This window comes from Candidatus Coatesbacteria bacterium (assembly GCA_014728225.1).
Lineage (GTDB): Bacteria > RBG-13-66-14 > RBG-13-66-14 > RBG-13-66-14 > RBG-13-66-14 > WJLX01.
Genome location: WJLX01000142.1, coordinates 1 through 22,022 on the forward strand (window position 1 = coordinate 1; position 22,022 = coordinate 22,022).

General features: G+C 57.0%; 22 protein-coding genes. 2 read left to right on the forward strand and 20 right to left on the reverse strand.

What is annotated here, in order from left to right:
• From GF399_10370 to GF399_10465, 20 genes are all read right to left on the reverse strand, one after another.
• Window positions 1–145 (reverse strand): hypothetical protein (locus GF399_10370; GenBank protein MBD3400719.1); only part of this gene is annotated, 145 nt, incomplete at its 3' end.
• A 25-nt stretch (window positions 146–170) separates the two neighbouring features.
• On the reverse strand, window positions 171–1,406 hold the full coding sequence (locus GF399_10375; GenBank protein ID MBD3400720.1) for a hypothetical protein: 1,236 nt from the start codon (window positions 1,404–1,406) through the stop codon (window positions 171–173).
• Window positions 1,407–1,421: 15 nt separating this feature from the next.
• The gene (locus GF399_10380; protein ID MBD3400721.1) at window positions 1,422–2,513 is read right to left on the reverse strand and encodes a LysM peptidoglycan-binding domain-containing protein; all 1,092 of its coding nucleotides are present in this window, start codon (window positions 2,511–2,513) and stop codon (window positions 1,422–1,424) included.
• Window position 2,514: 1 nt separating this feature from the next.
• Window positions 2,515–2,874, reverse strand: a complete 360-nt coding sequence (locus GF399_10385) for a hypothetical protein (protein ID MBD3400722.1) — start codon at window positions 2,872–2,874, stop codon at window positions 2,515–2,517.
• Complete coding sequence (locus GF399_10390; protein MBD3400723.1) at window positions 2,874–4,934, reverse strand: hypothetical protein; 2,061 nt, start codon at window positions 4,932–4,934, stop codon at window positions 2,874–2,876. Before GF399_10390 ends, GF399_10385 begins: the two co-directional genes overlap by 1 nt.
• Window positions 4,906–6,153 carry a hypothetical protein gene (locus GF399_10395; protein ID MBD3400724.1) on the reverse strand — a complete coding sequence of 416 codons (1,248 nt, stop codon included), beginning with the start codon at window positions 6,151–6,153 and terminating at the stop codon, window positions 4,906–4,908. Before GF399_10395 ends, GF399_10390 begins: the two co-directional genes overlap by 29 nt.
• A 28-nt stretch (window positions 6,154–6,181) precedes the next feature.
• Window positions 6,182–6,580, reverse strand: a complete 399-nt coding sequence (locus tag GF399_10400; GenBank protein ID MBD3400725.1) for a hypothetical protein — start codon at window positions 6,578–6,580, stop codon at window positions 6,182–6,184.
• Between the two features lie 53 nt (window positions 6,581–6,633).
• Complete coding sequence (locus tag GF399_10405) at window positions 6,634–7,080, reverse strand: hypothetical protein (protein MBD3400726.1); 447 nt, start codon at window positions 7,078–7,080, stop codon at window positions 6,634–6,636.
• Between the two features lie 44 nt (window positions 7,081–7,124).
• On the reverse strand, window positions 7,125–8,615 hold the full coding sequence (locus GF399_10410) for a hypothetical protein (GenBank protein ID MBD3400727.1): 1,491 nt from the start codon (window positions 8,613–8,615) through the stop codon (window positions 7,125–7,127).
• Between the two features lie 5 nt (window positions 8,616–8,620).
• Window positions 8,621–8,830 (reverse strand): hypothetical protein, encoded by a 210-nt coding sequence (locus tag GF399_10415; GenBank protein MBD3400728.1) that lies wholly within the window; start codon window positions 8,828–8,830, stop codon window positions 8,621–8,623.
• The gene (locus GF399_10420) at window positions 8,811–9,857 is read right to left on the reverse strand and encodes a hypothetical protein (protein MBD3400729.1); all 1,047 of its coding nucleotides are present in this window, start codon (window positions 9,855–9,857) and stop codon (window positions 8,811–8,813) included. The genes GF399_10415 and GF399_10420 overlap by 20 nt, the downstream gene beginning before the upstream one ends.
• Window positions 9,857–10,402: a hypothetical protein gene (locus tag GF399_10425; protein ID MBD3400730.1), complete on the reverse strand. Its 546-nt coding sequence runs from the start codon at window positions 10,400–10,402 to the stop codon at window positions 9,857–9,859. Before GF399_10425 ends, GF399_10420 begins: the two co-directional genes overlap by 1 nt.
• A 15-nt stretch (window positions 10,403–10,417) precedes the next feature.
• Window positions 10,418–10,804, reverse strand: a complete 387-nt coding sequence (locus GF399_10430; protein MBD3400731.1) for a hypothetical protein — start codon at window positions 10,802–10,804, stop codon at window positions 10,418–10,420.
• 304 nt (window positions 10,805–11,108) lie between these two features.
• Window positions 11,109–11,300 carry a helix-turn-helix domain-containing protein gene (locus tag GF399_10435; protein ID MBD3400732.1) on the reverse strand — a complete coding sequence of 64 codons (192 nt, stop codon included), beginning with the start codon at window positions 11,298–11,300 and terminating at the stop codon, window positions 11,109–11,111.
• A 1,462-nt stretch (window positions 11,301–12,762) separates the two neighbouring features.
• On the reverse strand, window positions 12,763–13,014 hold the full coding sequence (locus GF399_10440; protein MBD3400733.1) for an RNA-binding protein: 252 nt from the start codon (window positions 13,012–13,014) through the stop codon (window positions 12,763–12,765).
• Window positions 13,015–13,252: 238 nt separating this feature from the next.
• Window positions 13,253–13,729: a carboxymuconolactone decarboxylase family protein gene (locus GF399_10445; protein ID MBD3400734.1), complete on the reverse strand. Its 477-nt coding sequence runs from the start codon at window positions 13,727–13,729 to the stop codon at window positions 13,253–13,255.
• Window positions 13,730–13,752: 23 nt separating this feature from the next.
• Window positions 13,753–15,126, reverse strand: coding sequence for an aldehyde dehydrogenase family protein (locus GF399_10450; GenBank protein ID MBD3400735.1), 1,374 nt, complete (start codon window positions 15,124–15,126; stop codon window positions 13,753–13,755).
• A gap of 116 nt (window positions 15,127–15,242) precedes the next feature.
• Window positions 15,243–16,592, reverse strand: a complete 1,350-nt coding sequence (locus GF399_10455; protein ID MBD3400736.1) for an aminopeptidase — start codon at window positions 16,590–16,592, stop codon at window positions 15,243–15,245.
• 154 nt (window positions 16,593–16,746) lie between these two features.
• The gene (locus GF399_10460; GenBank protein MBD3400737.1) at window positions 16,747–17,556 is read right to left on the reverse strand and encodes an SDR family NAD(P)-dependent oxidoreductase; all 810 of its coding nucleotides are present in this window, start codon (window positions 17,554–17,556) and stop codon (window positions 16,747–16,749) included.
• Window positions 17,549–18,802, reverse strand: coding sequence for a hypothetical protein (locus GF399_10465; protein MBD3400738.1), 1,254 nt, complete (start codon window positions 18,800–18,802; stop codon window positions 17,549–17,551). The genes GF399_10460 and GF399_10465 overlap by 8 nt, the downstream gene beginning before the upstream one ends.
• 555 nt (window positions 18,803–19,357) lie before the next feature.
• On the opposite strand from GF399_10465, the gene GF399_10470 reads away from it, so the two are divergent.
• Entirely contained in the window at window positions 19,358–19,570 is a 213-nt protein-coding gene (locus GF399_10470) for a hypothetical protein (GenBank protein ID MBD3400739.1), read from the forward strand.
• On the forward strand, window positions 19,571–21,736 hold the full coding sequence (locus GF399_10475; GenBank protein ID MBD3400740.1) for a heavy metal translocating P-type ATPase: 2,166 nt from the start codon (window positions 19,571–19,573) through the stop codon (window positions 21,734–21,736).
• Window positions 21,737–22,022: the final 286 nt, after the last annotated feature.

Here is a 22,022-nt window from a genome sequence, read left to right on the forward strand (position 1 = left end):
GCGGTGACCAGATACGCAACCAGTTCGTTTCCGGCCCGGCGACGACCTTGACCCGCGCCCGGTGCACCGCGGTGTCGTAGTCGATCACGTGGGCCAGACGGATCCCACTGAGGTTCTTGCGCGGCCTGATATGTCGATAGGGCATGAGGCTCCTTTTGGCTTGCTAGTTACTAATCAACCTGGAAGGCCTTGTAGGGCGGTTGCAGAGTCAGGCTGGTCGTCAGCCCCCCCGAGCCCAAGGAATGCGCCGCCTTGCTGAGGTGGTACTTGCCGTCGAAACCGACGGCCGCCTTTCGCCCTGTGCGCTTGGCCCTCGACCCGGCCACGCCGGAGCCTTTGTGCTCGACGGGCAGGGCGCCGCCGGTTCCGCGCAACTTGACCATCATCCCGCCGCGCAGCTCGAGGGCACCGCCCTGCAGACCCGCGGAGACCTCGACCTCGTAGGAGGCGAGCTGGTTCAACAGATACTGGGCCTGCTTGCGCAACGCCTTCTCATCATTGAGGTCCATCCGCCGATAGCGCTTTTCGACGAGGTTCGAGTCGGGGAGCTCACGCTCATCATCGGCCACAGCCTCGATTATCTCGGCCTTCTCAACGTTGTATCCGGTCACGGTGACTTTGTACTTTTCCCGCGCCGGCGGATGCCGATCGACGGATAGCGATCTCAAGGGCAGCTCCCCCTCGTCCGCCAGCGCGCTCCAGACGAGGGTTCGCTCGGGATCATAGCTTTCGGGCGGTTTCTCGAGACGCAGATAACGCGTACCGGGCTGGAGATAGGCGATACAGCCCTCATCGTGAGCGAGCCGCTGGATGATCGACCAGGAGCTGTCACCGTCGCCGATGAGATTGGTGTCGGAAAAGCCGGTCGGCTCGGGATCGACCTTGACACCGACCTCGTCGGCCAGCTCTTTGATGATATCGAGGCGGTTGACAGCGTCCCAGGAACGGTCGTTGAGCGGCTTGTCAAGGAGCAGCCCGACGAAATCCCTCCCGGAGAGACTCAACCTCAACCCGCCGGTATCAAGACTCCAGCTCTCGCTGTCCACCCGGCCCCAATGGATCGGCGGACCCAACTCGGGCTCCTGACCCTCCACGAGCGGCTCGTCCAGACACTCGAGGTAGATCATGACCTCGAAGTCCTGTCCCTTGAGAATGAACTGCCGGACGTCCTCTCCGGTCAATGAGCCCCCCTCGCCGTAAGACAGCCGCTGCTGAAGCCCGTCAAGATGAGGCATTTGGGGCAAGGCCAGGGAGAGACTGAAGGTGTCGGCGGCGCGCCAGGGGGTGGTGTTGACCGATAGCGACTCGGCGAAGCGGGTGATGTCCCACTCCTCACCACCATCGACGCGACGCAGCTTGACACGGGCCACGGGATAGGTCAGGCTGCCGGTAACGGTGCGTTCCATCTGCCACCTCGGGGGTTACTTGGGAATGCGAAGGACTTCTCCGGCCTCGATCTCGATACTGATGAGATCGTTGGCTTCGGCGATTTCGTTCCACCGACCGGGGTCACCGAGCTCGCTGGCGGCAATCTGGCGCAGGGTGTCACCCTGGCTGACAATGTAACGGAAAATGCGCTCAGGCGGTTCGAGCAGTGCGCCAAGGCTGAACCTGAGCAGCGTTTTCTCCCGCCAAAGCGACCGCAGATAGGCGAAGATGGTCTCGGCCGCGGCCCTGCTGTTGACATTCTCCTCTCCGCTACGGTTGAGCACGGCCAAGTTGTCCGGATCCGCGAAGTAGTCTTCCAACCCGCCCATCGCCCCGCCGATACGCTCGATGAACGACTCCGCCATCTCATAGAACTCGGTGATCAGGTTCTGCGGTAACTGACTGAGTTCGTCGATGAAGCGCAGGGCTTCCATGAACTCGTCAACGTAACTCTCGAGCTCGGTGACCAGCTCATTGATCTCCTCATAGAAGTCGCTGAGCTCCCCGCGCAACTCAGCGATGGCCTCCAGGATCCCGGCGAGATCCTCACGCAGCTTATCGATCAACCTCAGTGGAGCTGACTCAGCCTCCGGTGCCCGCAGCTCGCGCGGATCATCGATGACCTCGCTCAAACGCATCCGGTAACGGATTAACCGGCGGCTCTCGATCTCGAAACTGATGTCGGCTATTACGACATGCTTCTGCATCCGACCCCAACGAGCCGTGTAACGCTTGCCTCCCCGACGCCACGTTTCCAGTTTCTTGTATTCATCCCAGGCATTCTCGCCGTAGAGCACTCCGCCGAAGCTGATCTCGTTGCCCCCCGGACCGAGGAACTGGTAGATCGGCCGACGCCCCGGCGCCGTCATCGTGGCTATCGTTGGCGGACCGCTCAGCGAAATCGGCTTCTGCGGCGCCAGGGGCGTGAAGACAAAGACCCCCTCTTGATCGTTCGCGCCCGAGCTAACCCACTTGCCCACATCCTTGTCCGTCTCGATGAGGGTGAACTTGTCGTTCATGATCCCCATCCGCTCCTTTGCCTCACCAGTTTTCTTGCCGGAACCACCTTTTTCGCTAAAATCCACTTCAGCCTCCAGTTATGTCCTTGTTTGTCGGAGTGCCGATCAGTCCTTGGGGTCCGAAGGGCCAAAGCACCATGGGTTCGGCCCCCTTAGCCGTAGCCGTTACGATACGCCTGATTACCTCGGAGAGGCTCTCGACCCCCGCGAAATCAATGACTATTTCCTTGCCCGAATCGATCTTCCAGCCGTTCTGATGCAAACTCTCTGCGGTTTGAGCCACTACCTGATCGACCAGGTCCTTCCATGAGTTGATCTCCTCAGCGAAAGATAACTCGACGATCAGTTCACCCTTGTCGTTGGCTTCACGTTTGTTGGAGCTATGGCCCCGATGCCGCCTGGCTGAAGCTTTGCTTTCGGCACTCATTAGCTGCCTTCCTCTGACGGCTCAGTGGCCCTTTTCTCCCTTTTTAAGTGTCCTATATATTCTTCTATTGCTTTCAAGGGTATGTTATCTAAGTCCTCGGAGTTGATCATAGTTACGTTTTTATAGTTGACTTCTGCTTTATTCTTAGTTTCATACTTTCGTAATTGCTTCAATAATTTTATCATAGCCTTATCTGTAGGTTGTATACTCTCATTATCTTTTCTAAGCCCGTAATTGGATTTTGCATTTTTTATTTTATTGTATGCCTCATGTGGCATATTTGGTGTTGTGAAGCTTGTATCCTTATGGTCAGAGTATTTATCTTTAGATGAGTCAAGTTTCATGCGTTCACTTTCTAGTGCTTTATATATATCTGGGCATTCTACAGGATTAGCCTCGTTCACTGCGGGCAATTTGTGTTCTTTGACACATACAGTGTTTATACCGTATTTGTTTTTATTGTTTTCATTATATGTTGATTTTAGACTCTTATCTGTGTTTCTGTAATCCATCAACTCGGTATACATATTGTTTATTATGTTCACTAGTTGGTGTTCATGCCTATTATATTTATATGTAGAACCTGAAAGCTCGTTGTCACCTATATCATCAACTGCATTCGTTATCATATGTGAGTTTTCTGTATCTATGTCAACTACTTCGTCGAATCCATGCTTAATTATTTCTTGTGCTATTCCGCTCTCGCCATTAACTACTAGCTCTAATATATTACCTCCATACGATAAAGCTTCTGAAAATATGTAATTTGCAATATCATCCGCAGCTACAGAATAATTGCTGTGACTGATAATGGAATCAACAGCTGCTATAGTATCTATACCTGTGCTAAATTTGCTAACTATAGATGATGTCAGACTTGTATATCCTGATATGGTAGACAATGTTGCTGCAGTTGCAGCATTAGCAGTAACAGCTGCTACAGAACTCAAGCCAAATGTTGCAACTGAGGCAACAATCGATACAACTGTTAGTATATCACTTACAATATCATAACAAAATTGTCTATACCACGAATGCATATCATCTCTAAAATGTTTTAGCTCTGAATAACCGAATGATAAATTATGAAAGCCGTATGAAAATAAATTAATGATAGAACCTTTTATAGTTGGTTTATACTCATGTATAATTACTTGTCTGATAGGTCCGGGTACTTCTTCTGTATCCTCATCTACTAATCCTCGTTCTACCATAAGAGGCAATAGAATTTCATCTGGGGGATCATTTATGATTTCGTCAAAATACTCGCCTAGATAACGAGTTAAATCATATATTAGTTCTTCAAATTCTTCATCACTTTTAGATTCCTTTTTTGCATCTATGAGAGAATCCATCGTAGTAGAGTTTACTATTCCAGATGATATGTTATTTGTTACTATTGTGTATGTAATTTCTTTCTCTTCATCAGACTCTAAAGAACCCATAGCGTCAGATATTGTACGTAATATACTTGACGTAAGCTGCATTCTCTCAGCAAGCTTCTCTTCAAAAATATTATACTTAATCACATCTAATAAATAAAAGTGATTATTATTGTGTGTAGCTAAATATATGTTTGATACATACTCATAACGTGAGTCTTTGATGCGAATTTCTAATGTGTTAGTATGTATTGTTATGCATTCAACGTTTTCATTTTTTACTATACTAAGACCATTATAAGCCACATTGTTTACCAATATGTCATCATTTAACATGGCGTTATATAGTTTATCTTTATTGTTTATGTAGCTATTATCCGTACCATTGTATGTTTTTACAATAGTAAAGTGCACATCATCAAGTTGTTCGTCTTTATATGGATTATCGCCTTTAACGATTATACCTTTATTGTTGTAAGTGGCTAACCACATATCACTAACATTATCTTCATAGCGATACAGTCTTATTATATAAAGGTTGTCATCATAAATAGTTTTATGATTTATTTTATTTAATATAACAAGATATTCAATCCACTTGTCGTCAGTGCCGATACTCATGGTAACCTCACTTCCATGTATAGTGCATCTAGTTAAACCTGAGATGAAATACCCCACCGTGCTCTTCAATTTCGAACATAGCATCTTCTATGATATCTCTGTACTCCTCATTATACTTATTTGTATCAATTGCGTCGATTAGTAAACTAATAAAAAATATTATTGGTATTGCATACCCAACAGCATTTGGTAAATTATTTTTAATGTATATTTTTATTGCGTGAACAACAGCATCCTTAGTAAGGCAATAGCTCGCATAATGAAAATTATCATTTTCGAACCGATACAATGCTATTTCGCGATCCATGTTATAACCTATATTAAAAATTGGAACAACATTAAATATTCTAGTAACATTAAGATCGTCAATCGTACGTATTTTGTCATGCATAAAGCTTATATAGGATGAATACTCATTGAGGCTATCGTATGAATTAAAATCTGAGACTTCAGGGAATGTAAAATTTCTATGACCGAAAAAATTATATTCATGTAGTAGACGATTAATCAACTCATGTTTTAAACATATATTATGTATAGAGTTGTATATATTTGTAAAGTATTCATTTTCAGAATTAATATATATATTTAATTTTTGATGTAAATCTATATAATGACTCATGTAATCATAAACTAGATCATAAACAAAATTATCTTTACTATAATTACTAAATAGTGAATTAACGTCATATTTAATATAGATAAATGATATGTAGGGAGGCAAGGAGAATGTATAGAGTGATATAGCTTTACTTATTGCTGTACTAATATACGAGTGTGCTCTTTTTTCAACATAGTCATTAATAAATTGTGTCATATAAGAGTATGAGTTACTCACGTATTTGTAACTATTAAATTTATAATAACTAATGTTCTTAGAGTATACAGAGCTATTCTGTGCAAAAGCCTTTATAACAATGTCGTTTGGTTGCACTAATAATATGACATTATCATTAAGCGGTACAGATAATGTAGAAGAAGAGCTACTGTATTTATATAGACAATAAAGCGGAATCATGTAAACATCAGGTGTAGATCCAGGTCCAGCATCACTTGTATAGAAATCAACAATATATGCATTGTTGCCTATCATAGCGACATTGCCATCGACGTCATAATAGTCAATGAGATAATGATTGCCAATATAGCCAACAGCAAATTGCAGCTCCTGTAAGCTATAATAGCTATTGTCAGATCTTTCTAATCCCCTAGCGATAACGGAAACTCCATTTCCTGGGGCGTGCCGGCGCGCAGCCAGAGAGCCAAAGAGGCCCAACCAAAGAACTCATGCGGTGTCAGGTTTTCTAGCTCTGCTGATCCAAAGTTGAGGAGAGATCTAGTGAGCGCCTCGAGCCGTCGGCGCGGTGAGTAAAAAAATCCCGTATCTCCTCGACGGCGTGTTCGTTGATGGTGTTGAGATTACGGTAGTAGTTTGCCAGGACTGCGGCGTCGACACTGGTGAGATCCAGCACATCGTCGATTTCCCAATTGACGGGTTCCCCATCGACACTGACGACGGTGCGAGCGATCAGGGCCCAGGGTTTCTCACCAAGTCGTTCGAGGGCGTTGGTACGTTCAGCTTCACCCATCGCGGCAGGGCTGGGGTAGCTTAACTCGATAATCCGCTCATCGCGCAGAGTGGCGCGTCGTAGGACGAGGGTTTGTTTAGAGACAGGCAGGACGAGTTCGAATTGTTCTTTCATCTTCGCTATCCTCAGGTTTTTGATAGGGGGCGGACGAACCGCCCCCGTCACACTTAGATGGTGGCCAACTCGTAGCCCTCGGTGCAGTACCAGTTATGCTTGGTGCTGACTTTGCCTTTGGCCATGGAGATATCCAGAGACGGAATCTTACAGCCGTGGAACGTGGCCAAATCGACACTTTCATCTGCTCGTTTGATGCTGAATGCAAGGATGAAGCTCGGACCCTCACCGGGTGTCTCGCCGCGCATGATCCGATTGGGAATTGCAGTGCGGGCAAGAGTGTTGCGGATATAGCCTTTGTTGACTGAGCCTGAAGCGGTGAAACCCGTGGTGATTCGTGAGGCGAAGGGTTCGCCGATCTCTTTGTACTCTTCGGTGGTTTCTTCGATTTTGTAACTGGCGTCCTCGAATGATCCGACATCGACGGGTCCGTCGGGTCCGATAACGCTGACTTTGCAGTGCAAGCCGGTTCGGGCATGTGCTTGATTCTCGACAGCCATCGTACTCCCTTCCAATCCCCCTGGGGGTAACTGAGTTATCACGATCAGGTGCTGACCTTGGTGTCACCGGTATTCCAATTATGATCAACTTGAATCCAGATGTAATCACCGGGGTCAACATAATCTATGGCCACGCGGGCCCGGACGATACGCTGAGCCTGAAGAGTGGGCGGATTGAGTTCGTCGCTGACATCGATGAGGTAATCGATGATAGCGCCGTCACGTTTTTCCGGCGCTAAGAGGCTTTCAATTGCAGCCGCCAGGTTGGATCGATAATCCGCAGTGTTCGGGGCCGAACGGAAACCCTGGAGACCCTCGTCGAGGCTCTCGATTAGCTGCATGGCCTTGCGAATCTTTGAGATCTGACTCCAGCCGGCCTGCGTGGCCAGGTTGAGACCGTTGTTTAGCTTGAAGACGTTCATCTTGCGGTTGCCGACTTTAGCCTTTTCCTTGACCAGGGCGCTGACGGCGTTCTCAGTCAACGTTTCACGCTGACCGGGAGTGAGATTGCGCGATGTGCCGATGAAACCCTTGAGGAAGCCGTAAGCTGGACTGTAATGAGGCGGACGGGCGGCCAGATGACCGGCGACGTGACCACCAGGCAGGATGGACTTGCGCCCGCCGTTAATGGGGTTGACCACGTAGCCGCGACCATAGACAACCATGGCGTAGCGACTGGCCGTCAGCGAGGCGACGATGTCGGCGATGTTGCTCGGGCTGGTGGCGTCGCTGATGCAGCAGATGGCGATCCGATCCTCGAGATTGGCGGCCCGGGCGATGACGTTATTGTTGGCGTCCAGGGATTCACGGCCGGCGTAGCGCAGAATAGTCACTTCGTCGACAGCGTCGAGCAAGCCTCCACCAGTGTCGGTATCGTCATAATCGTCGTCGTCGGGTGCTGAACCGGTAAGACCGCCGGATAGAGAACTGAAGCCTACGGTGTTGTCGGGTGGATCACCGACGCTGCTGACGTGCTCTTCGGCCGCAACCCAACGATCATAGGCGTTGACGACGTCGGGGGCGTAATAGTCGCTGGTGCTGTCCATCGTAACGTCGCCGTAGTCTATCGTGGTGTATTCGCCGGTGTCTGGATCGGTACGCTTGATCTTGAGACGGAAAAAGCCCGCAGAGGTAGTATCGGCATCGGAGACCTCGACGGAGAGTTCGTTGCCCCACTCGCCTGCGCCCCATGCTTCGATGGTCAGGGTGTCATTGGATGAGGCATCTGCCAGGTTGATCGAGGCTTTGGCGGCACCGTCGCCGACGACCCGCACAATGTAAGCGGGTAGAGAGGCCGCCTGATTGTAGTAGCCCGCAAGTTCCCACGGGCCGGCGAGATCGGTCCGCAGATCACCGTACAGGTCGGTAAACTCCGACCAAGACTGGACATAACGGACCTCACCGGTTGGTCCCTCACTGAAATCGCCGACCAAACCCAACACGCCGGCCGATACCGACTCGATCGAAACCGGTGTCGTATTTCGCATCTCCTCGATGCGGACGTGGGGCTCGTCTCTGCCAAATAAAGCCATCATCCCTCCTATTGCCTGAGTACGAGGTCGCTATGCGCCTCTAGGGTTACGATCCGTTCACGGTTTTCCTGAACCGAACAGTTTAGATCCTCAATGGAATCGGCCAGGTTGTACCACATCATCGAAATCAGGCTGCAAACAATGGCGAACAATGCGCCGATGACGGCCATCGAGATAGTCAGCAACCTCTTCAAAACGCTAGTCTCTTGCTTCGTCATTTAAAACCTCCTTGCAGGTGGTGAAAATTTCCTCTACCGATAGGTTGTACCAACATCTACTGTACCCATTAAGGTTGTCTGTACAGGGTCGATGACCGTGTTTGAAGCAGGGCGCGCAGTCGCTCGATACCTCCAGTGTCCGACACCGGGGGTAGTATTTCGTCCGGCTGTCGGCACTGAACGGCCCGTATAAAGCGACTGTGGGTACGTTCTGTGCTGCAGCCGCATGGGTGAAGAATGAATCGGGCGCCACCAGCAATTCCAAACGGGGAAGCAGGGCCATCAATACGGTAATGGGTTGGCGGCCGATTCGAAGGATACCTGCAGGGAGCGGACCCCGGGGCAATTCTCTGGGACGGCCCAGCAACAAAACCTGGTAACCCTCAGCGACTAGTTGCTGACATAGCTCCGCTAACCGACGGGGTGGATAAGTGCGCAGAATCGAGCTGGTTCGCCACTGCAAACCGATTACACCGCGTGAAGTGGTAGCGGTAAGTTGATCGTACAATCGGCGAGACTTTTTCAGGTCACCAGGCGCGGGCTTCCAGCAGGGTCGTTTGCTTTCCGGAGTGATCATCGAGGGATCCAATCCGCAATGATCGAAGAAAAGATCATAGACGTTTCTTCGGCTGGGCTCGCCAGTGCTGCTTCCCTCGATTAAACCTTCGAAGGTCAAGTAGTAGTCATGAGCGTTCAGCAGCTCGAGGGTGAAGGGATAACGGACGAAACGGTTGACGTCTCGATTCGTGGCGAACAGGGGGGACCAGTTCGCCCCGCAAGCAACGGTGATCTGCGCGCTTGGGAAGCGTCGTCTCAGCTCGGCGGTCACCGCGGTGATGAAAAGTAGATCTCCCCCACCGCCATAGCGTGAGATCAGAATGGAGCAACCGTTGAGATCCTGACCCCGATATGTCTCGTACTCCAGGGGGGCGCACTTTACGCCCTTGCTGCTCAGAAAGCGCCCCACACCGTCTGGAACGACCAGGTGCCCCCGCCCCTTCTTGGGTTCGTTGAGAACGACCTGCATCAGTCCCACCCTTCTTCATCAGTGCTTTCAATATCGATGGTTTCGGCAGGCCAGATCGTCTCATAGCGCAGATAATGGAACACGGTGTTTAATAGTAGGCGGTATTTACAGCAATCCAACGGCTCACCCTCGAGTTCCTCACCATCCTCCAAGACCACGGCAATACCACCGACGGCCTCAGCACTGGTCGTGTCACCGACAAAGGCGCCGTCAAGAGCACCCACCACATCATCCAGTAATCCATAGAGGAGTTCTGTACCACCATCTCCAGGTGGCGGGGCGAAAACGTCAACGGCGACCGTAGCTTCATAAAGCGCTTGGCTGTAAGTGGTGTCAATAGTTCCGTCGACGTTGGTTGTGTCACCGAGAATAATGTCACGAGCCGATCCCTGGTGAAGCCGAGGACCATTGAGCAGTTGGAGGAAAACCCCGGTCGAATCCGCCGTCACCACGTCGGGGTCGGGCTGACCAACATAAACGTTGTCTCCGGCTACATCGGCTTCTCGCAACACTTCGGCCAAGGCGACCAACATTTCGTCTAACATCTTTAATTCCTTCCTCTACCCGGAATCGCTTTCCAAAATACCGCGACATGCCAGGTGACAGTCTAGATAGATGTATTCACCCGCGGTGGTATCTACGGGGCGGGTTTCGATGATCATCATTTTTTTGTCATCGAAGGGGCCGGGCAAACCGATCAGATCACCGTTACCTGGTTCTAGACTCGAGGTATCCAGATCCGAGAGCTCAAACCTGACTTTAACTTGACTGGTGAGGGCTTCACCCCAACTCGCCTCTTCCAACCGGCGCATGAAATACTCCCACTCGACCTCGGCGTCGAGTTCCACGCCGTCGGCATAATTTTTATTAGCGCAGCCATGGACATCCGGAGTTCCACTGTCCTGTAGGGCATAGTAGATAACACTCACAGGATCGCTAAGAGCCATTTCAACCTCACCGCCTCGCGTGTCGAGAAAACAATAGCCTTTTATGCTGGCGCCATGGGCGTGGCTGGCGCACTTGTCAGAAAAAGTTCAACTCCTTTCGTCACAACTTTGTAGCGCTGTACTGAAACTGCACGCCAAACCTATCAACGAAACCTCAGCGTTGACCCGATATCTTCGAGTGTGAGCGCTGGTGTACGAACGAACCATTTTCTGATGATCAAAGCTGATTAGGGCGGAAAGCAACTAGCTGGCAGTTACAAATTGTCGAACGATTCCTTGTCTTATTCGAGGAACGTCTGCTATGTCATAATTTACACCTTCTCAAGTATTTCAATACATCGGCATAGCGAACCTTCAATGTACCCCCGATCTTCCATCCCGGGATGACCCGCCGTTCAGAAATCAGACGCTGTACTGTTCTGACACTCACGTTTAGCAGGTTCGCAACGGTTCGTGTGGTTAGCAGATCGTCCTCGTGATACTTGATCTTGTTCATGGTTTTTGCTCTTGGGTTGGTGAGTATCTCTATTTATCCACACCCGAAAGGCTAACACTTTTGCTTGTCGCTATTGACGTTATTGGCGCAACTGGCAAAAAAAATATTAACGAAAAGCTATTATTAGTATAATAAACAGTATAGTCTTTGATAGCGTCGAATAGTACAGTTATATATATATGAATAATGTTAAAAAACTCATTTCGTATTTACAAGTCATATTTTCATCGAACTACATGCTTAGCCAATGGTATATAATGTCATGTTTATGAATATATTATTAACATCATGATCGCTGGTTATGCTTTGTTATATGTCATGCGATGTTATATACAGGAATAAATTTGCTTTATTAAATCCATTAATTATATCTTTATCGATGAGGTATTATTAACAGTGTGTCAATAAAAAGCTCTTGGTAAAACGGCTCAGCTTGGTCGAAAGCACTCATTGACCAGGTGTTACTTATTCCGGGCTCAATTACCTGTCTTATATACACAGAAAACCAACATATAACGAAACAATATTGTATTATATTACTTGTTGCATGTTGTGTTTTGTATATATGTTATATCATTCATGATGTGGTGTTTGTCGATGGAGCTATGCGATAATGACGGCGATTTAACAAATCCTACAAGATCAATTACACAAGGCCCCGAGAAATCATCAGAGGGTTACGGTTCGATACGAACGCTGATCGCACGGAAACTCGCGATATGCGCTAATCTGCTTGGCAACAGTCTGCTGATATCTCGACCGAGACCCCGTAGGAAGCTAAGGATTGCCTTGCCATAGAGTTTAATTGTTTGCCTGTGTGCTGCAGGATAGGTCAATCCACTAGGGTATTTGAATGGTGTACGGCGTGGGCCGTTGGATAACAGCAAGCACTTGCTATCCTGCATATTCCAAGCTGCAGAGGCATGAGCCCCCCGCCGTTCCGAACAGCGCCTTATCTGCCTAATCTGCGGACAGGTAGGGGATTTTTTCTGACCCAATGAATTCATTCCCCTTCTCAATCAGGCCGGTCGGGCGCCTGAATAGACAGGCTGGAGAGCCTGTGTTCCATCACGAATGGGCAATCGAATCATCAAACCACGCGGGATCGGAACGCTGTCTCCACCGTGGCGGAACGCGCCAGTATCCGTCCTACGTGGATGAGGCAAGCAACGCCGAAGATGAAATGCCCTCACCCCCCGGGGCGGAGCATCACCAACAAGCTGAGACGTGGGGCTTCACCCGAAACCCCGAACCCATCGCCAAAACGTAGGGCCGGTGCTGCAGCGCAGCACCGGCGTTTCACTTGACGACGAATCTCCGGACCGGGTCGACGGGCACAGTTTGAGAACCTGTACACCATGGCTGATAGGCTGGGTGTTCAGCCGCAACAACACCGGATAAAAAAACGAACCGGGACGGCGGGCGTCCCGGTTCACTGAATCACATCGGCGGCGGACTCGGGCTAGTTGCGCTCCCGGGCCTCGTCGACGTGGATGGTGCGACCGTCGAGCATCGTACCGTCGAGTTCGGCCTTGGCGCGGTCGGCGTCGGCCTCTTCGGCGAAGGTAACGAAACCGAAACCGCGGGAACGACCGGTGTCCCGCTCGGTGATGACCTTGGCTTCAACGATCTCGCCGTACTCGGCGAAGGTGGTTTTCAGACTCTCGTCGGTGGTGTCCCAACTAAGACTGCCCACGAATAGCTTCTTCGACATCTAGAACTCTCTCTTTCCTGCGACGCCCCTGTCAGGGCGACATGCGTACCGGGGATCGGCAAATCGATCCGTCGAGTGGACTCTACCGTCTATGCCGGGGTCGGACGAGAGAAAAAACGGCATTGCGCCCCAATCCTAAAGCCCCTCCCCCGCGGTAGGGGACCCAAATGTTATGGTCCAAAGTCATGTTAGCACCCCGGCGCGTCCCGTGCAAGTCCTTTTTTCGGGTAGCGCTGGATTATTGCTGACGGAGGCCCAGCCGGAACAACAGATAATCGAAGGTGTTGCCCGTCAGGTTGCCCAGGCGGATCATCCCCAGGGTCAGCTCGACGGCGGCGCGGGCGGCCGGAGCGTAGCCGCCCAGCAGGCTACGGCGGACCGCCGCTGCGGGACGACCGTCGCTCTCGGCCCAATGGCGGGCGTAGAGCAGGGCGGGCTGCTCGTCGACCGGGCAACCCGTCGGCAGGCCGGCGCAGAGCTCACGGATTTCAGCGTTGTCCAGGCCCTCGCGCAGGGCGTGGCGGGCATGGAAGAAACGGCAGTAACGGCAGGCGTTGACCGCGGTCACCACCAGCATCAGCCGCAGGCGAAAAGGGGTCGGCAGGCTCTCGCCGCGCAACAGGGCCGGCAGGCGGCCCAGATTGCGCAACAGGAAGCCGAAGTCGCGGGCGAACTCGCTCCAACTACGGTAGCGGCGCTTGGGGAAACCGTCCATGGTAGCGCTCGGTTCAGTACCGCTCAGCCGAGGAAGCGCCGGGTCCAGCGCAGCTTCTGCTCGTCGTAGGGCGGGTAGCGCAGGGGGATGTCCAGCCAGGTGCCCTTCTCGAGGACCGTCTTGTAGTGGGTGAAGGTGTCGAAGCTCCAGCGGCCGTTGTAGGCGCCCATTCCGCTGCGGCCGACGCCGCCGAAGGGGGCCCGGGAGGTGACCATGTGCATCACCGTCTCGTTGATGCAACCCCCGCCGAAGGAACACTCCTCGACCACCCGGCGCTTGTGTCGACGGTCCTGACCGAAGTAGTACAGCGCCAGGGGGCGGGGACGGGCGTTGATCGCGGCGAGGGCCTCACCGAGATCGTTAAAGGTCAGCACGGGCAGCAAGGGGCCGAAGACCTCCTCCTGCATCACCGCGTCGCCCCAGCCGACGCCGTCGAGGATCGTCGGCGCCAGGTAGCGCGTTTGGCGGTCGTACTCCCCGCCGCAATAGACCTTCTCCTCATCGATTAAGGCGATCAGCCGTTCGAGGTGTCGGTCGTTGACGATCCGGGCGTAGTCGGCGCTTTTCCGGGGCTCGGCGCCGTAGAACCGCTCAATCTGCGCCTTGAGCAGCTCCAGCAGCCGGTCCTTGATCCCGGCGCGGACCAGAACGTAGTCCGGGGCGATGCAGGTCTGGCCGGCATTGATGAACTTGCCCCAGATTAGACGACGGGCGCAGACCTTGAGCTCGGCGTCGGCGTCGACGACGGCCGGGCTCTTGCCGCCCAGTTCCAGGGTCAGCGGCGTCAGGCGCTCGGCGGCGGCCTGCATGACCTTTTTGCCCACCGCCGGGGAGCCGGTGAAGAAGATGTAGTCCAGCGGTTGTGCCAACAGCTCCCGGGCCGTCTGCGCCTCTCCGGTGACCACGACCAGCAGCTCGGGCGGGAAGTTGTCGTTGATCAGTTTCTCGACGAAGGCCGCCGTCGCCGGGGCGAACTCCGAAGGCTTCAGCACCGCCGTGTTGCCGGCGGCGAGCGCTCCCAGGGTAGGCGCCGCCAACAGCAGGAAAGGGTAGTTCCAGGGCGCCAGTATCGCCGCCGTGCCGTAGGGCTCGGGGTGGATGCGCGTCTTGGCCGGGAAGTCGAACAGCGGCGTGCGCACCCGGCGGGGGCGGCTCCAACTGTACAGCCGGGCCTTGATGAACCTGAGCTCCTCGGTGAACAGACCGAACTCGGTGGCGTAGGCCTCGAAGGCCGGCTTGCCCAGGTCGGTCCGCAGGGCGGCGTTGAGTTCCCCCTCGGCCCCCTCGACCAGGCGCAGCAACTGCTCCAGGGTGTCGTAACGCAGCTTGAGATCCCGGGTGGCCCCGGTGGCGAAGTAGCCGCGCTGGGCGGCGACGAGGTCGGCGATACCGGACATGGTCTGCCTTTCGCTCTGCTCGGTAGGTGCCAGCGACGTACAGCGTTTGCCTTTCCCGCCTTTCAGGGCGAGAGGTTGCATCGTTGGAAGTGTGCCGGGGACTGGTACGATCCGAGCTAGGGGGCGGCGGCCAGGGCGCCCATCGGGTCCCAGGGCGGCAGGTGGACGGGTTCGGTTTCCAGCAGCTCGCGCTGGGTCTGGCCGAGGTACGCTTTCTCGACGACGACCTCGAAGACGAACTCGTCGAACCAGTCGTCATCCATCACCATGAAGCCCTCGTCGCCCAGCTTCTCGCCCCAGGAGTTCTCGACCCGCCACTTGCGCGGGTAGCCCTCGTCGTCCAGGTCGACGCCGGTGAAGACCATGGCGTGGGTCATCACGCTCTGGCCGTAGTCGACGCGCTCGGCCTTGTCGCCGGTGAACTCCGTGCCGTAGACCAGGTCGTAGCGGTAGAGCTCGGCGGCCAGGATGCCCAGCTTGCGCCCCAGGCGTTTGCCGACGTCGCAGCCGAACCAGACGGGCTTGCCGTCCTGCAGCATCTGCACGGCGGCACGTTTGAAGGTCTCCAGCTCCAGGTTGAGGTAGCGGATGATCCGTCCCTCGGCGACGTTGCCCAGGTAGTCGATGGTGTAGAGCTGATCGAAGGGTTTGTCCGCCGTGGGACAGTGGATCAGGCCGGCGAAGGCCTCGACGTCCAGCTCCGGGGCCGCGTGGCGCTCGTAGAACTCGCGGGGGGTGAGCTCCCCGTCCCGGTGGAAGTCGCCGTCCTTGTCGCGCCACTGCCAGAAGAAGCGGCTCGGGGGCTCGCCGAGGTGGATGGTCAGCATACGATAGACCACGGCCAGCATCTCGGCCTTGCGACGGCGCAGCTCGTCGAGATCGGCGCCGTCGGCGGCGCGGCGGCGCAACTCGGCGGCGTACTCGCGCAGCTTGTCCGTCACCAGGGTGTTCATCGCCCGGGTGTTGCCGCTGGAGGCGCTCTCCGGCATCGCCGTCTTGGGCACCACGCCGTACTTGTCGACCAGGTTGGCGAACATGTCCCACTGGCCGCCGTCCTGGATCGGATCGGCCAGCAGGTGCATCAGCAGGCGACCACCCCTGTCCTCCTTCAGGGTCGCCAGGATGTTCTCCAGGAAGTAGTTGGCCTTCTCCAGCTTGTCGTAGAACATGAGGAAGTTTTGCGAGAGCTCGAACTCCTCCAGGTTGAGCTTTCGGCGGGCGGCCAGGCGCAGGACGTTGAGCCCGGCGAACAGCCAGCAGCGGCCCGACTTGCGCTGATTGGTGATCTTGGGTGTCTCCAGCTTGATGCTGAAGGTGTGGTCGGTGGCGGTGACCACGCCGCGGTTGAGGGCCACCTGGTGGATGTCGGCGGCGGTGACGGCGTTGAGGGCGGCGACGTTGCGCTCATCGGCCCAGAACAGGCCGGAGAGCTGTTCCAGGGTTTCCTTGCTCAGGTGCTGCTCCATGGCGGCCTCGTTTGCTGGAAGTGGAAAAGAGCGATGGAAGACGCTTGTTCGTCGATTAAGCCGGCTCACCGATCGGCCCCACCCCGGAGACGTATCCCGGGCGGCGAAACTTGAATCGAACGCGGCGGCAGAGGCGGCCGGGCCTCCGGCGCCCTCAGGCCAGACCGCTCAGACGCTCGCAGAGCCGCCACAGCTCGCCTTGGACGCCGGGGTCCCGGGTGTAGGCGGCGGGCTCGACGGGCTGAGCGTCCTCCAGGTAGCGGCCGTGGACGGCTGCGGCTTCGGCCTCGCGGGCGGCGTGGACCAGGCGGGCGGCGCCCTCTTCCGGCGCGGCGCCGCCGGAGCCCCAACCGGCGTGGTAGAGCTTGGTACTGATCACCCCGGGGTGCAGGCAGGTGCAGGTGATGCCGGAACCCGTCAGCCGCTGGGCCAGCTCGCGGGTGAAGGCGATATTGGCGCCCTTGGAGCGGGCGTAGGCCGTCAGCGCGTCGTAGTGCGGCGGGTCGGCCAGCTCCCCGATGGACAGCTCGTCGACGAAGCCGTGGGCCACTGAGGCGACGACGACGATCCGGGCGGGTTCGTTGCGCGCCAGGGGGTAGACCAGGCGGTTGATCAGCAGAAAGTGGGCCAACTGATTGACGGCGAACACTTTTTCGTAGCCGTCGATCGAGGTCTCACGTTCGTTCAGATAGACCCCGGCGTTGGCGATGATGCCGTCCAGAGCCGGCTCGTGTTTGATCAGGGCGTCGGCCAAGCCCCCGACGTCGGTCAGCGAGGCCAGGTCGGCGTTGTAGTAGGCGGGCTCGGTCCGCGGGGCCAGGGCGCGCAGCTCGGCCAGTAGCTCCCGGCCCTTGGCGGGATCGCGACCGTGGGCCAGCACGCGCACGCCGCCTGCGGCCAGGCGCCGGGCGGCCGCCCGGCCGATGCCGTCGGTGGCTCCGGTCAGCAGGATCGTCTCAGGCATGCCGGTCCTCGATTCTTGTGCAGTCGTTGAAACGGGCCAGCCTCTCCAACTCGGCGGCCAGTTCGTCCCGCAGCTCCGCCCTGTCCGGTGCGTCGTCCTCCCACCATAACCCGCGGAGGACGAGGGTCTGGCGTTTGCGCTCGGCCTTGGCGTCCAACCGGCCGATGAACCGCTCACCCCACAGCAGCGGCAGGGTGTAGTAGCCGAACTCCCGCTGGTCCGCCTTCTTGTAACACTCCAGGGCGTAGCGGAAGCCGAACAATCGTTCCAGGCGTTGGCGGTTGATGACCAGGCCGTCGAAGGGATTCACTATACGCAATCGCGGAGTCGGCGGTTCGATTGGCAAGTCGTCGAGGAACTCCGGCCTGGTGTAGTGGACGGTGCCGTCGACTTGAACCTCGACGATCTCACCCGCGCAGACCAGCTCGTCCAGGGGCAGGGCTCGGCTCCGGTAGACCGTCAGGTACCAGTGGAGGTCGCGCTCGGTGGCCGCGCCCAGACCACCCAGGGCCCGGCGGACCAGAAAGCGGCCCAGCTCACCATCGGTGGGCGGTCGCCTGTCGACGTCCTTCGGCAGCACCCGTTCGGTCAGCTCGAAAACGCGCTCGAAACCGTCGCGGTTGACGATCATCAACTCCCCGGCCAGCCAGAGGTGGGTCAGGGCGTACTTGGCGACCTTCCAGGAGCCCCAGCCCCCGCTGGCTTCCCGCGGGGCTTCCTTGAAGTCCCGGCTGGCCAGGGGACCTTCGTGCTCGATCCGCGTCCGCACCCGCTCCATCACCGGGTGCAGCTCGGCGGCCCGGCGCTTCCACCAGCCGCCCCAGGGGAAGGAGCGCATCGCCGGGACGTAGTAGCGGTAGTCGCTCAGGGGCAGATACCCGGCGGCGTGGCCGTAGTACTCGAACAGCGCCCCCGAGTCGTAGGCCGCCTCCCGGAGGTGGCGACGCTCGTAGCCGGGCAGGCGGTTCCAGAGGACGAAGTGCTGGGCCCGGCCGACGACGCGGATGGTATCGAGCTGGAGGTAGCCCAGGCGCTCGACGAGGGCGCTGACCCCGGCGGCGCCTCCGGGGAGTTCGTCCGGGAACTGGCGTCGCAGGGCCAGCCGGCGGACCGTGCTGTTGGCGAGTTGTTTCACCCGTCCAGTATAGCTCAAGCGGCGGGACGATGACAGCGGACGGATCGGCCCGGGCGTTTCGCCTTGGTGCAACTCCACCGCCCTCTCCCCGGTCCCGGAGTTTCGTCGCAAGACGTAACTCCAATGCTGCGAAGCAGCCCCGTCACGGTTCTTGCGTTCCGAAGACCTCCCTTCGGCGGGAGGTCTTCGGGCAAGAACGCGCGCCGGGGCCTGGCGGTTTCCTCTGTTTCACCGGCGCAGTCCCTCCAGTCCTGCAGGTCGGTGTCTGGGTCTCCCGTCGCGGGCGGTTCTCTCGAGCGGGATCCGTCACAATCGTCGACGATAGGCGCGCGGTTCGTCGCAAACCCGGGGTCGGCGAAGCTGTTGCGACGGCGGACCGTTGGGTCTCCGTCGTCAAGGCAAGAGCTTGGTGTCGGTGCTGCTTCGCAGCATTGGAGTGCGACTCCGTCGTCACTCCCGCCCGGGAGTAGGCGGCGATGGGGCTTCACCTGGCGCGGCAACTCCGGCCCGGGTGGAAAACCCATCATGAAAAGCAACGACACATAACCTCACGGTTCCACCGTTTGAGCGCGTCGTTAACATATTGCGAAACTCGAATGTTTCTGCTATACTGACTGATTGATGAAACTGAGTATCAAGTAGCCCGATCAACCAACGGGAGGTGAGATGAAAACCCTGATCCTCAAGCTCGCCGGGCTGAAGTGTGACCACTGCGCCGCCGCCGTGCGCCGCTCCCTGGAGACCGTTCCCGGCGTCGACGAGGCCGTGGTCACCCTGGAGCCGATGCAGGCCCGGGTGCTCTGCGAGGCGGCGGCCGTCGAGCGGGAAAAACTGATCGAGGCCGTCGAGACCGCCGGTTATCAGGTGGTGTCCGACTAGATGGCGAAGCGGGAAATCATTATCGAATTGACCGGGATGCACTGCGCCAACTGCGCCGGCAACATCGGCAAGGCTCTCGAGCGCACCGACGGCGTCCAGGAGGCCGAGGCCAACTACGCCGACGACAGCGCCCGGGTGATCTACGATCCCGCCGTCGTCGAGCCCGAGTACCTGGTCAAGGTCATCCGTGGCGTGGGCTACGGCGCCCGCCTGCCCGAGGACGCCTGTAAGCGCCCGGAGGAATTGGCAGCCGCCGAGCGCGAGGAACGCAGTAGGGAACACTGGCAGTTGATCCGGGTCCTCGTCGGCGTCGCCCTCTCCCTGCCCCTGTTCATCGGCATGTTCTGGGAGGTTCTGCATCTGCCCTGGTTGATGCTCGGGCTGTCGACGGCGGCGCTGGCCTTCGTCGGTTGGCCCTTCTTCACCGGCGCTTGGGGTGAGCTGAAGCAGGGCTCGCCGGGCATGGACACCCTGGTGGCCCTGGGCGCCGGGGCGACCTGGCTCTTCGGCGCCGTCCGCCTGATCGGCGGCTGGGAGGGCCCCTACTACCTCGACGCCCCGGCGATGATCGTCACCCTGATCGGGCTGGGTAAATACCTCGAGGCCCGGGCCAAGGGCCGCGCCGGCCGCGCCCTGCGCGAGCTGTTCAGTCTGGCCGCCGACAACGCCCTGCGGATCGACGACGAAGGCGAGGTGCGCGAGGTCTCCGTCGACGAGTTGGCCGTCGGCGACCGTCTGCTGGTCAAGGCCGGGGCCAAGGTCCCCGCCGACGGCGAGGTCGTCAAGGGCTCCTCCAGTGTCGACGAATCCGCCCTCACCGGCGAACCCCTGCCCGTGCCCAAGAGTGTCGGCGACAACGTCGTCGGCGGCACCGTCAACGGCAACGGCGTCCTCGAAGTCCGGGTGACCCAACTGGGCGACGAGAGCGTACTGGCCGGGATCGTGCACCAGGTCAAGCGGGTCCAGGCCGGCAAGCCGCCGGCCCAGCGCCTGGCCGATCGCGTGGCCGGGATCTTCGTCCCCGTCGTTCTCGGCCTGGCCGTGATTACTTTCCTGCTGTGGTGGCTGCTCGGCGGCTCCCTGGAGACCGCTTTCGTCAACACGGTCAGCATCCTCGTCGTCGCCTGCCCCTGCGCCCTCGGCTTGGCCACGCCGATGGCCGTGATGGTCGGCGCCGGCATCGCCGCCAAGAACGGCATCCTCTTCCGCGACGCCGCCGTTCTCGAACGCGCAGCCCAGGTCGACACCGTCGTCTTCGATAAGACCGGTACCCTGACCCGAGGCCGACCCATGGTAACGGATATCGCCTCCCAGCCGCCCGCCGACGAGTTCCTCGCCCTGGCCGCCGGGCTCGAACGCGGCTCCAGCCACCCCCTGGCTCGGGCCGTCGAGCGCGCAGCCGGCGAGCGCGACCTCGAACCCGCCGAGTTCGATGATGTCGAGGAGCGCCCCGGGCTGGGTCTCGTCGGTCGCCGAAAGGGTAGCGTTTACCTCTTCGGCCAGCGTAAACTGCTCGAGGACGAGGGCGTCCAGGCCGAACAACTCGCGAGCTTCGAAGAAGAGCACGGAGCCCTCGGCGCCGCCGCCCATCTGGCCGTCGACGGTGACTACGTCGGCTCCCTGGCCGTCACCGACGAGCTGCGACCCGAGGCCGCCAGGGCCCTCGACGAGCTGCGCGAACTCGACGTGACCCCCATTCTGGCCACCGGCGACCGCGAAGGCCCCGCCCGGGCCGTCGCCGATCGACTCGCCATCGAGCAATTCCACCACTCGATGTCGCCCACCGACAAGGCCGAGCTGGCCGAGAAACTCCAGAGCGACGGCCGTGTCGTCGCCATGGTCGGCGACGGCGTCAACGACGCCGTGGCCCTCAGCGCCGCCGACGTCGGCGTGGCCCTGGCCTCGGGCACCGACACCGCCCTCGAGGCCGGCGACGCCACCCTCGTCCACGGCGGCGTCGGCGCCCTGGCCCGGATGCTGCGCCTGTCGCGCAAGACACGCCGCACCATCAAGGGCAACCTCTTCTGGGCCTTCGCCTACAACACCGGCATGCTCCCCGTCGCCGGGTTGGGCTTTCTCTCACCGATTCTGGCCGCCGGGGCCATGGCCCTCTCCTCGCTCTCCGTCTCCGTCAACGCCCTGCTGCTGCGCAAGCGAGTGGATTGACCGATCGCGGAGGGTCCGGCACGGTTGTTGCCCGCGGTCTCCCGCTCAGGGAGACCGCGGTTTGCAAGAACCGTGCCGGACCCGGAGGCCGCCGAACGCTCAGCAGCGCTAACCCCCGCCCCCCGGCGGCGTCACGCTTCTCGCATTCCGGCGGCCGCCCGCCGGCGGCCCCCGGGCGACAAGCGCGCCGCCGCGAAGCCCCTCGGTAAGAAGCAAACAAAACCAGAATAAATAGTGTTCGCTTTTTTTACTTGACCATTTTTTATTTATTTTGTAAAGTATATCA